This window comes from Paramagnetospirillum marisnigri (assembly GCF_001650715.1).
Taxonomy (GTDB): Bacteria; Pseudomonadota; Alphaproteobacteria; order Rhodospirillales; family Magnetospirillaceae; genus Phaeospirillum; species Phaeospirillum marisnigri.
On record NZ_LWQT01000044.1, the window covers coordinates 66306 to 79610 of the forward strand.

The following is a 13305-nucleotide window of genomic DNA, read 5'->3' on the forward strand; positions in this document are numbered from 1 at the left end:
GACAATCGTCCAAGCCGCTGTGTCCTCCTGATTTGCTACAAAACAATTATGTCTCAACTTGCCGCCTATTGTCAATGAGTCGGCGCTGGCCTTATGACGATAACCTCATTATGTCAGTGGGATCTTCGTCGAAAGGCATGGCGCCGTCCTTTTCGCGAACCAGGTCGAGGCAGGCCGCCACCACCTTGGGATCGTAGCGGGTGCCGGAATGACGCTCGATTTCTTCCATGGCGGCCGCCAGCCCCAGGGCCGGGCGATAGGGACGGTGCGAGACGATGGCCTCGAAGACGTCGGCCACGGCGATGATGCGGGCCTCCAGGATGATCTGGTCGCCCTTGAGCCCATCGGGATAGCCCGAGCCATCCATGCATTCATGGTGCTGGCGCACCATCTGGGCCACCGGCCAGGGAAAATCGATATTGCGGATGATCTCCCAGCCCATGCGGGGATGGGTCTTGATCACCTGGAAGGCTTCGGCCGACAGCTTGCCGGGGCGGCTGAGGAATTCAGCGGGAATGTGGATCTTGCCGATATCGTGAATCAGGCCGCCGGTCTCCAGCCCCTCCACCATATCGTCAGCCAGGCCCAGTCGCCTGCCGATGGAACCGGCCAGTTGCGACACCCGGCGCTGGTGGCCGGTGGTATAGGGATCGCGCATTTCCAGGGCCAGCGACACCGTGCGCACGGTCTGGCGCAGCACCTGCTTCAGCCGCTCGGCACTGGCGCGGCGTTCCTGGTCCATGGCCATGCGCTCGATGCCATAGAGGATGGTGCGGCGGATGGAATGGCCGTCGCCCTGGCCCTTGATCAGATAGTCCTGGCAGCCGTGCTGCACCGCCTTCAGGGCCATGTCCTCGTCCTGAAGCCCGGTCACAACGATCAGCGGAACGTCGGGAGCGGCCTTGCGGATGGCGTCGATACCCTCGGTGCCGTGGGCGTCGGGCAGCGACAAGTCCAGCAGGACCGCATCCGGACCATTCGCGGCCAGCCGCGCCAGCCCAGACGCCAGACAATCGGCGAAGGTCATGTCGAATCCGCCGACTTCGGAGAGAAGCAACTCCATCAAGCGGGAATCACCGGGATTATCCTCGATCAGAAGGACCCGGATCATGGATGAGGCTGTAATGGCCATCACCCGTCCTTTCGCAATAATTTCTTCATGCAGTGTGGGGCACGGAACGGTGACGGGGGTATGCCGGTTCGGCATATCCGATCCGCGATTCCCGCTGGAAAAGATGATGTCTCTGGCCGCTTATGGCCTGCGCCCGACAGCCAGTGCGTCGCGGGCATGCTCATAGGCCAGTTGGAAGGCCTCCATGCCATGGGGGGACACCGTGCCATCGGCCAGACCCAGCAGCACCTGATTGAGAATCTGTTCCAACTCGGCCTCGGCGGCGTTCATCTCCTCGGCGCTGGCGGCGGCCTTGATGCGCTGGCCCAGGCGGATGACATCTGCGGTGCGGTCGCTGGCCACCGGGCGGCGGCGGCGGAGAACCGTGCCATACAGGGCGACGGCCATGGAGCCGACGACGCTGGCCACCGACATGCCGATATAGATCAGGTCGGAATAGCGGTCGAAGAAGGTCTTCACCTCGCTGTCGACATATTGGTTGGCCCCCTCATGGGCGGGGATCAGGGCGCCTTTTTCGGTGTCGGGCGGTTCGATATGGGTGGCGAAGGCGTTTTCCACCGCCAGGAGGCGGCCGCTTTCGAACAGGGCCCGCATCAGCTCGACCACATGCTGCTCGGCCAATCCCCGCCGGACCACCAGAATCTTCTGCAGCGCCACCGTCTCCATATCCTCGTCGGGGATGCGGGGCGAGCCCATCAGCAGGCCGGCCTCGATGGTTTCGGCCTGGATGCCGGGAAGCTTGCGCTGCAGCGCCTTGGCGTCGGTCAGGGCATGGACGGTATAGCCCTTGGCGGTATTGGACAGGAACTCGAAATCCGACGACACCCCCAGGCGTGACAGGGGATAGACCAGGACCGCCAGATCGGCCTGGGCCGGGATCAGCTTGTCCATCTGGGTGCCCGGCGGATGGGTCTTGATCTCGGTCTTGGCGAAGTCGAACTTGTACTGCTCCAGCAGGCGGCGCAGGAAGGCCTCGTTGCGGCCGTCGCGGCCGATCACCGCCACCTTGCGCCCCTGGAGGTCGGCCAGGGTGGACATCTTGGCCCGCTTGGCGCTGATCAGCAGCAGCACCTCTTGTTCCAGCACCGCCAAGGCACGGGCATTGGTGGGTATCTTGCGGTCATCGGTGCGGATGATGGCCAGATCGGCTTCGCGGTGGGTGAAGCTGTTCAAGGCCTGGGTGCGCGATTCCGAGGTGATCACCGTCAGGCGCACCGAGGAATGGTTCTGGCGCAAAGCCTCCGCCAGCTTGGCCGCGAAGCGGTTCTCGGGCGTGCCCTCGGGGCCGACGGCGATGGTGATGACCGTGGGGCGGCGGATCCACTCATTGGCCACCAGCACCGCCACCACCGTCAGGAAGGTGGTGGCCAGCGCCAGCAGCAGGATGCGGATCCGGTTGGGCACTTCTTGCTAAAGCTCCCGATAAATGATGAGCAGGACGCCCACCATGGAGAAGCAGATCGGCCAGACCAGTCCGGCCACGGTCTTGATCCGGCCATCGGTGCGGATTTCCAGCCAGCGCATCCAGCCAGCCATCACCCCGAAGATGCCCATGGGAATATGGCTGAACTCGATCAGGAAGCGCTCCTTGACGTCGCTCAGCGTGTGGTTGTGCACCAGCAGCAGGGCGGCGCCCACCGCGCACAGGATGGGGAAGATCAGGGCGTGGCGCTCGGCTTTCAGCCGACCGGTGCGCACCGCCCATTCGAACAGGCCGAAGGGGAACAGCAGCAAGCCCACCACCCGGTGCTGGAACACCTCGGGATCGGTCAGGGTCTCGAAGAAGCCCCGGGGGCCGATGGGCCAGCTTTCCGGGTCGGAACGGATCATGATGGCGGCGCCCAGGACCAGGAAGATCAGCGGCCAATGCCGTGCCCAGCGGGCACCGGCCCCATTGGCGATGGCCATCAGCCCCATGGCCAGCACGAAGATGCCCGCCCAGTTGTGGTTGAACTCCGACCACATCTTGTCGGCGGTTTCCATCTCGGCGGTCTTGCCCTCGGCGTCCACATAGATGCTCAGCGTCGAGGGATCGGGGCTGACCAGGCGCGGCATGCGGTCGGGCAGCATGCGCTCGGCGATTTCCCTGATCGTGGCCTGGAACTCGGTCTGGTCGATGGACGGCGGTTGCGAGGCCATGGAGGCGGCGATCATCAGCACGGTGATGCCGATGCCGATCTCCACCTCGGCGAAGCGGCGCAGGCGGAACAGGCCCTTTTCCACATCGCCCTCGGGGCGGTGGGTGGCGGAGCGGTTCATGGCGGCGAGCAGCAGCAGAACCGCCAGCAAGGTGATCTTGGCCCCGGTCATGATGCCATAGGCGGTGCCCACCAGCCCGGCGAGGGTGTTGATGTAGCCCCAGGCCAGCAGGGCGGCGCCGGCCAGCAGCAGACCCACCGCCACGGTGAACAATTGCGAGAACCGCACGCCGACGGCCAGGCGGATATGGCTGTCCTTGAAGCGGCCCAGGGCCAGCAGCATGAAGGGAATGCCACCGATCCACAGCGAGGCGCCCAACTGGTGCAGCACGCCCGCCGCCACGAAATAGGGGCGGTCGTCCAGGCGGGCATAGGCGTGGCTGGACAGGATGGAGGCGATCAGCACCACCGCCGCGGCGGCGGCCAGCACATAGGCGCGATTGCCCCCGGCGGAGCGCGCCGCCAGCCCGGCGGCGACGGCGGCGGCGGCCATCACCAGATTCCAGGCGATGAAATCGGCGCCCATGGCCTCGTGGGTGTCGATCTCCAGTCCCGCCACCAGCTGCGCCAGGGTGTTGAGGATGGCGATGGTCACCACGGCGGTCAGGGCGAAGCCGGACCACGAGGTCCAGCGCAGGCCGGTGGCCTCGAGCTCGGCGGCCTGGCCCGCCAGGCGGGGCGCCATGGGCCGCACGAAGGCCAGCACGAACATGACGCCGCCCAGTACGAAGGACTGGGCCGTCAGTTGCAGGCCGCGCAGGATGACGCCGATGAAAGCCAGGATGTCGGGAGGAAGGGCGGCCAGCATCTCAGCGCTCCTTCGCGGTGAAGGGAACCTTGCCGCGGCTGACATGGCCGTCCACCGACAATACGTCCCACAGCAGCTGATAGGTCCCGGGCGCCAGCTTGGCCGCCGTGGCGGCCAGATCGGCCTCGGTCTTGCCCTGGCGGACCTCCAGTACGGACTCGCCGCCCGGTCCCTTCAGCACAAGGCGCGACCGCCTCGCGTCGACCCGGCTGTTGTAGCGGAGCACGAACTCCACGGCCTCGCCGACCACGGTGGCCTTGGCGTTGGGTTGCGAGTCCACCAATACCGCATGGGCCCGGACCGGGGACGCCATCAGCAGCCCAATGGCTACCGCGACGCATGACAATAGCAGTCGACTCATTTCTCCACATTCCCTGGCAATCATCCGAATTCGCGGCAGACCGTGCCACGGTCCGGCCGCCGGAGCAACCTTCTGGCATACATGTGCGGTGTGATTTCCGCGCATGCGCTCTTGACGGATGGCCCCGGGGCGGCACAGTGATGGCCGAGGATGGTCTTAGGGGATGACATGGAGCGCGGTGAGCCCGAAGAGCTGTGGCGGCGGTTGCAGGCCGAGGGGGCTCATGCCCTGGACGCGGCCGAGCGGTTGCGTCTGGCGTCCTGGGCGGAAAGCCCGGCCCCAACCCATGAGGCGGAGGCGACCCGCCTGCAGGAACTGGCCGCCGCCCTGATCGCCGAGGGCGAGACCGAAGCCGCCCTGGCAGCCCAGCGGCTGGCGGTGGACGGGTTCGAGCGTCTGGCCGTGCCCGGTTCGATCGCCCGGCTCGATGCGTTGCGCTCGCTGGCCACCGTGCTGCTGCGGGCGGACCGGCTGGACGAGGCCGAGGCGGCGGTGGACCGGCTGGCCCTGCTGGCGGCGGAGTTGAAGCGCGGTCGTGACGGGCAGGAGGCCCTGGTCCTCTATCATCGCGCCGCCATCGCCGACCGGCGGGGCGACGGGGCGACGGCTCCGGTGCTGCTGCGTCAGGCCCTGGCCCTGGCGGAAGGCGAATACGGCCCGGTGGGCGGATGGCCCGAGATCATCCGCCGTGCCCTGGCGGGCAGCCTGGATTTCCTGGGCATGGACACGGAATTGCTGGCCCTGCTGCGCCGGGGCGCCGCCCTGGCCTCCGGCACCCCGGAGGCCGAGCGCGTCTGGCTGGTGCAACTGGCCAAGCATCTGGGCCGCCAGGGGCCGTCCGCCGAGCTGGAGCAGGTGCAGCAGCGGCTGGTGGATCTGGGCGAGGTCGCCCTGCCCGAGGAGCAGGCCGAGGATCTGATCGGCCTGGGCCGCCTGCTGACCGAATCCGGGCGCGCCGCCGAGGCGGTGGAGCAGTTGAGCCGCGCCTTGTCGCTGATCGATCCCGCCGACATGGAGCCGGGGGTGCTGGCCTCGGCGCGGTTCTGGCTGGCCGAGGCCATGAGCCGCACCGAGGATGGCGACCCCGAGGTGATCCACGATCTCTACCGCGCCGCCATCGATGGTTTCGTCGCCATCGCCGGGCCGGGTGACGATGCGGTGCTGCATGCCCGCCACGCCCTGGGGAACTTCCTGTGGAGCATGGGCCTGCTGGAGGAGGCCGCCGCCGAACTGGGGGGCGCCTTGACCGAGGCGGAGGCCGCCCAAAGCCTCCTGGCCGCCGAACTGGGGGACACCCTCACCCGGCTGCGCCGTCGTCGCCTGTCGGTACGCGAAAAGGGGCGCATCTTCGCCTGGGCCCTGGCCCTGGCGCGCGACGCTCATGGCGAGGACAAGCTGTCGGTGGCGCTGGCCGCGCTTCGCGCCGCCGCCGAACATGCGGAATCGGAGGCCGATCGCCGCCTGCTCTGGGCCGAGGCCGCCATTTTGCTGGTGGCGGTGGGGCACGAGGATCAGGCCCTGGCCATCGCCGAGGGCGCCCTGGCCGAGGCCGGAGCCAGCCAGGAACGGGCGCGGGTTCATGCGGAGATCGCCGCCGAGCGGCTGCGCACCGGCGACGACGCCTTCGTGGCTGCCGCCATTGCGCGGGCCTGCGACCAGGCCGAGGCGGTGGGCGGCTCCGCCATGGATGATCTGGTGACGGCCCTGGCGCGCAGTTGCGGCGCCGAATCCCCGGCGCTGCGAGCCCTGCCGGATTCGGCCCTGCCCCGTCTGCGTCAGGCCATGATCGCGGAAAAGGTGGCACGGGGAGATCTGGCGGGGGCCATGGTGCTGTTCGAGGCCTGGAAGGGCCCGCTCCTGGCGGGAGACATCCGCCGCGATCTGGCGCGACTGGCCGCCGACGAGGGCCATGCCGAGGCGGCGGTGCGCCTTGCCCGGGGGCTGGGCGATGGCCCGTTCGCCCTGGACGGTGTCGAGATCCTGTTGCGCATGGGCGCCGAACCCGACGCCCTGGCCGCCATTGGCGCCCTGGAGTCCGGTCTTGCCTTCATCGAGGGCGTCGCCCGGGCGGCGCGTCATTTCGGCCTCAAGGGCGACCGGGGCGCTTTCGTCCGCCGGGCGGGCGAGGCTTTCACCCATCTGGCCGACCGGCCGCTGGAGCCCGAGCAGGTGGCAGGGCCGCTGGCCCGCATCGCCGAGGGCGCCCTGGAACTGATGGGCAAGGATCAGGCCCTGGTCTGGGCGGCCGGGCAGTTGCCGGATTCCATGCTGTCCGCCTTCGCCGGCGCCATGGGGCGGGCCTTGGAGGAAAAGCGCGGCATCGGCGGCGATGCCACCGCCGTGGCGGTAGGGGTGGCGCTGGAACAGTGCCGGGCCTTGACCGCCCTGGGCCGCTGGGACGACGCCATCGCCGCCCTGTCGCCGCTGGACCGGCCCGCCTCGCTGGTGGGGGCCTGTGTTCAGGTGGCCGAGGCCGCCTGCGCCGCCGGACATGCCGAGGCCGCCGCCCGTGCCCTGAAAGCCGCCTTCGCCCGGTTGGGCGGGGCTGATGCCCGCTGCGGCCGGGGCCTGGGCGAGGCGGTGGCGGGGCTGCTGCCCGCCGAATGGCGCGGCGCCTTCGCCGACGCGGCGCTCAACCGGGCCGCCGCCATGGATGACCTTCGCGCCGCGACCACCCATGTGGTCGCCGCCGCCCATGCGGCGGTGGGGGCGGTCTGACGCCGATCAGGCCAGGATCGAAACGCCGCCACCACGGCTGTTGCCTCCACCCGCGCCGCCGCGTCCCTGGGCATCGCCATAAAGCAGCGCCGCCTTGCTGGGGGACTGCGACAGGGTCTCCCCGGTCTTGCTGTCGCGCCAGACCTGGACCAGGGCGCCGGTCAGGGTGTCGACGGTGAAGATGGGGCTGGAATAGAACAGCGTGTCATCGGAGGTCGCGCTGCCGGTCGAACTGGCAGTCGTCGTTCCGCCGGACGATGCCGACACCTTCGTCGAGGACGTCTGGGAGGCTGCGACCTTCGTAAGGCCGGTGATGTCCATGGTGTCACCCGCATGACCGATGGACGATCATCGCATGGATCGTCCTTGTCGGGTTACACGGCCGATAGCGGCGCTTCCATGCGCGAAGGCCAGTCGAGGCGTCGGCGGATGATGTCGACCACCGCCTCGGCGATGCGGCGGGGGCGCTCGTCGATGCCGTCCAGCCGGGCCTGGCCGATGCGGGGGTCGATCTCGGCGATCTTGTTGCCCGCCAGCACCGGCACGCCGTCGCGGGTCAGGCCGCGCACCATGCCGTCGAAGGCGGCCATCACCGGCAGTTCCCCCACCCAGGCCACCACCTCGCCCTCGCGCACGGTGGCGCCGATGGCCACCGCCGAGCGCAACACCCCCGCCGCCGGGGCATAGCGGAAACGGTCGCGGGCATGGCCCAGGACGGCGCGGGGCTCGCCTGCCAGCTCCATGGTGGCGCCCTGGGCGACGATGGTTCCCAGGGCCTCCCAACTGGTCTCCACCGCCATGTCCACATTGACGCCGACGACGCAGCCCGGCCCCATGCCGATCACCAGCGGCGCCAGCCCGATCTGGGACTCGGGGGCCTGCTGCTTGTTCATGCGGGCATCCACCAGCACCTGCCAGGGGGCCTGGGCCAGCATCTGGCCGAAATCGCCATAGAGCAGGGGGATCTCGCCCGCCTCCCACACCGTCTCGGCCCGGGTCGCGCTGTCCAGGCGCCGGGCGGTGAATTCCTCCAGCCGGGCAGTGCCGTCGAACACCGCGTCGGAAAAGGCCATGCGACGCCGGATGGCGATGGGCGGACGCGAGGCCTGGACGGCGGGTCTGGCCCCGGCCCGGCGCAGCAGGCAGGCCACCGCCGAGGCGATCTCGCCGACGCCGCGCACCAGGACCCGTGTCGATTGCGGATGACTCACGCCGTTGTCTCCCCCGTGATCGGCCCAGAATACCAACCCGGGGCGGCGCTGTCGCGGCGGTTGACTTTGCCGGGCCACGGCATACCCTCTGTCCCATGGGGGCGGATGACAAGGGGCGCCGGTGGCGATGACGAGACCAAGGACGGGGAGGCTGCGGGCGGTGCTGGTGGCGGCCATGCTGGCGGGCGCCCTGGCGGCCTGTTCGTCCAAGGCGGTGGTCGGCCTGCCGCCGCTGGAGGCCTCCTGGCCCGTCCCCGCCGAACCGGCCCCGGTGGTTCCGTTGCCCGAGGCGCCGCTGGTGCAGCTCGACATGCCCGCGGACCTAGCCACCGATCCCGAGGCCCAGCGCTTCCATGCCCTGCGTCGCTTGGTGGAGGACGGAGTGGTGCGGCCCGACGAGGCCGATGCCCGCCGCAATGCCAATCTGGGCGCCATGCTGCCCTATTCCATGCCCTCTCCCGCTGACGGGCTGGCGCGGGTGGCGCCGTTGCAGGATATCGCCCGCCGCCTGGGCCGCCTGTCGGTGCAACCCGGCCCCGCCACCGGCGCCGAGCGCGACCTGCTGCTGGACGCGGTGCTGCCCGCCCAGCCCCGCACCCGGACGCCGCCGCCCCGAGGCGATGCCGCCGCCCTCAAGCTCGGCCGCGACCGGGTGGAGCGTCTGGCCGGGCTGGGGCTGGTGGCCCCGGACGAGCGTCACAATGAGCTGGAAGCCATCGGCCAGCGCGAGAAGGTGCTGGCCAACCAACCGCCACCGCCGCCGCCCGAGCCGCCCAAGAAAAAGAAGCCGGTCCGCAAGAAGCCGCCGGTGGGGTCGGAGGGCGGCTCCAAGCCCGGCGACGTTCCCGGTGGCGCCATTCCTCCCAAGGACACCAAGGGCCCCATGGGGGTGCATCTGCTGTCCATGGCCTCGGACAACCTGACCGACAAGGCGGTGGACGCCTTGAAGAAGGAGTTCCCCGAGCAGTTGGGAGCGCTGACCTTCAAGGCGGTCAAGACCGAGATTCCCGATCTCGGCACCACCTACCGGCTGCTGGCCGGGCCGCTGTCGGCGGCGGACAGCGAGCAGCTGTGCAAGGCGCTCCGGGCCAAGGGACAGTCCTGCGCCGTGGCGGCTTTTTAAGAAATTCTCAAAGGAGCCATGCAAACGCGGATGGCCGCCATGCTGCCGCATCGCAGCAATGCGGTCGCTTTGGCTCGCTAAATCAACCGGTTTGTAAGAGATTTGCGCTATGCTGCATTGCGTCATGAATGCAGACCGCATTGCGACAGAGTTGATTTGGATTTGGGAGCTTGCCATGAAACCGTCATCGGGCCTTCGTTTCGCGCATGCGCGGCTGGTGTGCCAGGACGCGCTGTCCAAGGGACATCACAGCCCGGCCATCTGCGAAGTCATTCGCGTCGCCGAGAACATCGTGTGGTATTCGGTGCTGGGTGGCGACGGCATGCCGGTCAGCCGTGAATGGTGCGAGGAAGCGCGCTTCCCCGAGATTTGCGCCAACGCCGCCTGAGGCGGCTTCACCTCGCATGACAGGCATGCCCCATGGAGGCTTGCCTGTCGGGACGGAATATTAGATTATTCTTAAATAATCGACCATTCCGAGCGCGAGGCATCCCATGATCAAGGACTGGAACGAACTGGCCGGTGGCCTGTCGAAGCTTGTCGGCCAGATTCGCGGCGGCGCGCCCGACGCCATGAAGGGTTTTTCCGCCATGGCCAAGGCGGCGACGGCGCCGGGCGCGCTCGACGCCAAGACCAAGGAACTGATTGCCCTGGCCCTGGGCATCGCCGCGCGCTGCGATGGCTGTCTCGCCTTCCACGCCAAGGCGGTGCACGAGTTGGGCGGCACCAGGGAAGAGGTGATGGAGACCATCGCCATGTCGGTCTATATGGGCGGCGGGCCGTCGCTGATGTACGGCGCCCTGGCCCTGGAAGCCTACGACCAGTTCGCCGACAAGGCCTGATGAAACATGCGGAAGGTGGCGATGGCCGCCGCCGTCGCCCGTTCCAATGCCTCCGGCCGGGTCAGCCGGGTGTCCAGCGCGGCGCGAAAGGCCCGCCAGGCCTCGCCCGCCCCGTCCCCATGGGGCAGGAAGACCGCCAGGGCGGCGGCCGGGTGGCGGGCCGATAGCTGCTGGTGGATCATCTGTCCGCCCATGGACGACCCTTCGATGACGTAAAGCGCGCCCAGGCGGGCGTCGTCATGGTCCAGCACCGGGGCGGGTATGTCGGCGGCCGTGGCGGCGGCGCCCAGAACCGCCAACCCATCCAATAGCAGCGGCAAGCGGGGGCGATAGACCAGCGACAGGGCGGGCTCGACCCCCACCAGTCGACGCTCCAACGGGCGGTAGACCGACACCATGCGGTTCAGTAGCCCGGTCAATTCGGCTTGGGAAAAGTCCTCGGCGAACAGGCGGCGGTTGAGCGGCACCGACTCGAGGGTGGCGTGGGCTTCGGCGGTGGCGGCCCTCAGCGCGGCCCAGGCGCCTGCCTGGCTCATGCCAGATTGGCCGAGGCCGGGAAATTCAGCCGGATGGTGGTGCCGTGGCCCGCCGTGCTGTCCAGGTCCAGCGTGCCGCCATGCAGTTCGATCAGGGCCTTGACGATGGGCAGTCCCAGGCCGGTGCCGGCATGGGTGATCATCATGTCGTCATGGGCCTGACGGAAGGGTTCCAGGACCCGGGCGTGCAATTCCGGCGGAATGCCGATTCCGGTATCGGCCACGGAAATACTGATGCCGCCATCGGGCCTTTGGCTGGAGACGACGGTGATTCGGCCGCCCTGGGGGGTGAATTTCAGCGAGTTCGACAGCAGGTTCAACAGCATCTGCTTCACCAGCCGCTCATCCACATTGGCCTGGGGAAGGGGGCCGGCATGGTTGTTCTCGATGCGGACGCCCTGTTCGCGGGCAAAGCCGGTCAGCAGGGTGATGACCCGCTCGATCAGGGGGGCCAGATCGCAAGGCTGCGGCCGCAGCTCCATTTTGCCGGATTCCACCTTGGACAGGTCCAGGATGTCGTTGATCATCATCAGAAGATGTTCCCCGGCCTCGCGAATCAGGCGGACGCCCTCGATCTGTTTTTCGGGCATGGGACCATAGATGCCAACCTCGAGCACCTCGGCGAAGCCCAGCACGGCGTTGAGCGGCGTGCGCAATTCGTGGCTCATATGGGCCAGGAAACGCGATTTGGCCTGGTCGCTTTCCTCCAGGCGGGCATTCAGGTTCCGGATGGTCCGCATCTGGCGCAGGATCACGTCATTGAGCGCGGTGCGCAGCGAGCGGGCGATGTCGATCTTCCACCGCGGCCAGGGACGGGAATGGCCGCGCCGTTCCTCAACCCAGCGGGCGAAGGATTCCCGGGGCAGATAGTTTCCCGCCCGCTTTGCCTGCTCCACCTGATGGGGATTGGCACCGCCCCAGACCGTGGTCCGCACCGTTTCGGGACGGAACCACAAGATCATATGGCGGCCTTCCTCGCCCACGGTGATGGCCAGCACCCCAGAAGCATAGTCGGAGTGACGGGAAAAGGCGGGCAGGATGGCGGCGGCATGGTCGGTGGCGAAGACGCCGTCCGCCAGAAGCGGGCGGCAGGCCCGCGAGAACGCCACCACATGCTCGTGGTCGGGGGCCTGGCCCACGGTGCGCACTTCCAGATGCTCGTCGTCGCTGTCGTCGCGATAGACCACCGCCGCACCCGACGAGGCGAAGAAGATGTCGGTCAGCTTGACATCGCCGTGGACCAGCGGCGACACGAAATCGTCGGCGCCCGCGATCTGTTCCAGCAGCTTGGCGTGCAGGATCACATGGCGGGCGCGGGCATCGCGCTCCTCGGCGGTTTCCGTGGCCGACAGCCGCATGGCCAGGCCGGTGGTGATGGTCATCACCTGCTGGCGGGCGGGAATGCTGACCCGGTGGGGCTGGCGGTGATGTCCCACCACCAGGCCCCACAACCGTCCCTCGTTGATGATGGAGATGGACATGGCGCCATCGACGCCCAGATTGCGCTGATACAGGCGATGGACCGGCGACAGGCTGCGCAGCCGCGAAAAGGTCAGGTCGAAGGGCGCGCCGCTGCGGGGGTCCAGGGGCGGGTCCAATTCGGCGGGGTCGTAGTCGCGACGAGGAACGAAACGGCAGGGGCTGAGCAGATACAGGGCGCGCGCCTGCGCCGGGATGTCGGCGGCGGGGAAGTGAAATCCGACGAAGCTTTCCTCCCATTGGTCGGTCTTGGACTCGGCCATGACCTCGCCATGCCCTTCCTCTTCGAAGCGATAGATCAGCACCCGCTCCATGCCGCTGATGCGGCGAATGGCCCGGGCGGCGATGTCGCAGAGGGCTTCCAGGGTATCGGCGTTGTTCAGGCGCTCCAGGACGGCGCCAAGATCGGTCAACTGCAGGGCAGAGGCCTTGTCCTCGTCGCAAAGCGGCTCGATCTCGATGAAGGTGGTGTGGTCATGGGTATGGATAAAAGCGACGTGGTCCTGGTCCAACTGGAAAGCGCCATCGCTGCCGCAAGCCGCCAATTCGGGCCAGAGTTCACTCAGCCGGTGGCCTTCCAGCGGCCGCGCCAGACGGGGAATCATGGCATGGTTGTCGCTGGCCGACAGGATCGTTCCGTGCCGGGTGTCGACGCACAGCATCACGCCATGGGGCTGGATGCAGGCGGCATGGTGGAGTGCCTCGGTCTCGCAGTGATCGCGAACGGGCCCCCCGCTCGCTTGCGCCCCGGTCTGGCTTGGCATCATTTGATCGCGCAACCGTTCCTGCCCTGGCTGAAAGTCATACTTCCCATACCATGGTATGATAGCGAATATCCCGCCTGGGAAGAACGCGAATATACAACTTTGTTATTCAATCTGAAATCATTCGAGTGCG

The 13305-nt window shown here is 68.0% G+C and carries 12 protein-coding genes; 4 read left to right on the forward strand and 8 right to left on the reverse strand.

From position 1 onward, the window contains the following. Nucleotides 1–91: 91 nt before the first annotated feature. The 4 genes from A6A04_RS06120 to A6A04_RS06135 all read right to left on the reverse strand — a co-directional run bounded on the left by A6A04_RS06120 (nt 92) and on the right by A6A04_RS06135 (nt 4499). A complete protein-coding gene (locus A6A04_RS06120) occupies nt 92–1132 on the reverse strand; it encodes an HD-GYP domain-containing protein (RefSeq protein ID WP_068490954.1) in 1041 nt (346 codons plus the stop codon). Between the two features lie 120 nt (nt 1133–1252). Further along, the gene (locus tag A6A04_RS06125; protein ID WP_068490955.1) at nt 1253–2536 is read right to left on the reverse strand and encodes a TAXI family TRAP transporter solute-binding subunit; all 1284 of its coding nucleotides are present in this window, start codon (nt 2534–2536) and stop codon (nt 1253–1255) included. Nucleotides 2537–2542: 6 nt separating this feature from the next. Further along, nucleotides 2543–4138 (reverse strand): copper resistance D family protein, encoded by a 1596-nt coding sequence (locus tag A6A04_RS06130; protein WP_068490956.1) that lies wholly within the window; start codon nt 4136–4138, stop codon nt 2543–2545. Nucleotide 4139: 1 nt separating this feature from the next. Continuing rightward, nucleotides 4140–4499, reverse strand: coding sequence for a copper resistance CopC family protein (locus A6A04_RS06135; RefSeq protein WP_068490957.1), 360 nt, complete (start codon nt 4497–4499; stop codon nt 4140–4142). A gap of 168 nt (nt 4500–4667) precedes the next feature. Here A6A04_RS06135 and A6A04_RS06140 point away from each other — a divergent pair, with 168 nt between their 5' ends. Then, on the forward strand, nt 4668–7217 hold the full coding sequence (locus tag A6A04_RS06140) for a hypothetical protein (protein WP_068490959.1): 2550 nt from the start codon (nt 4668–4670) through the stop codon (nt 7215–7217). A 6-nt stretch (nt 7218–7223) separates the two neighbouring features. On the opposite strand, the gene A6A04_RS06145 is transcribed toward A6A04_RS06140, so the two are convergent. Then, on the reverse strand, nt 7224–7484 hold the full coding sequence (locus A6A04_RS06145; RefSeq protein WP_156612494.1) for a hypothetical protein: 261 nt from the start codon (nt 7482–7484) through the stop codon (nt 7224–7226). Between the two features lie 107 nt (nt 7485–7591). Further along, a complete protein-coding gene (locus A6A04_RS06150) occupies nt 7592–8428 on the reverse strand; it encodes a xanthine dehydrogenase (RefSeq protein ID WP_068490963.1) in 837 nt (278 codons plus the stop codon). A 127-nt stretch (nt 8429–8555) separates the two neighbouring features. On the opposite strand from A6A04_RS06150, the gene A6A04_RS06155 reads away from it, so the two are divergent. From A6A04_RS06155 to A6A04_RS06165, 3 genes are all read left to right on the forward strand, one after another. Next, entirely contained in the window at nt 8556–9551 is a 996-nt protein-coding gene (locus A6A04_RS06155) for an SPOR domain-containing protein (RefSeq protein ID WP_245651094.1), read from the forward strand. Nucleotides 9552–9726: 175 nt separating this feature from the next. After that, nucleotides 9727–9939 (forward strand): hypothetical protein, encoded by a 213-nt coding sequence (locus A6A04_RS06160; RefSeq protein ID WP_068490965.1) that lies wholly within the window; start codon nt 9727–9729, stop codon nt 9937–9939. 106 nt (nt 9940–10045) lie between these two features. Beyond that, on the forward strand, nt 10046–10393 hold the full coding sequence (locus tag A6A04_RS06165) for a carboxymuconolactone decarboxylase family protein (protein WP_068490966.1): 348 nt from the start codon (nt 10046–10048) through the stop codon (nt 10391–10393). Here A6A04_RS06165 and A6A04_RS06170 read toward each other — a convergent pair. Beyond that, the gene (locus A6A04_RS06170) at nt 10366–10929 is read right to left on the reverse strand and encodes a biliverdin-producing heme oxygenase (RefSeq protein WP_068490968.1); all 564 of its coding nucleotides are present in this window, start codon (nt 10927–10929) and stop codon (nt 10366–10368) included. The genes A6A04_RS06165 and A6A04_RS06170 overlap by 28 nt on opposite strands. Next, nucleotides 10926–13175, reverse strand: a complete 2250-nt coding sequence (locus A6A04_RS06175) for an ATP-binding protein (protein WP_068490970.1) — start codon at nt 13173–13175, stop codon at nt 10926–10928. The genes A6A04_RS06170 and A6A04_RS06175 overlap by 4 nt, the downstream gene beginning before the upstream one ends. Between the last annotated feature and the right edge of the window lie 130 nt (nt 13176–13305).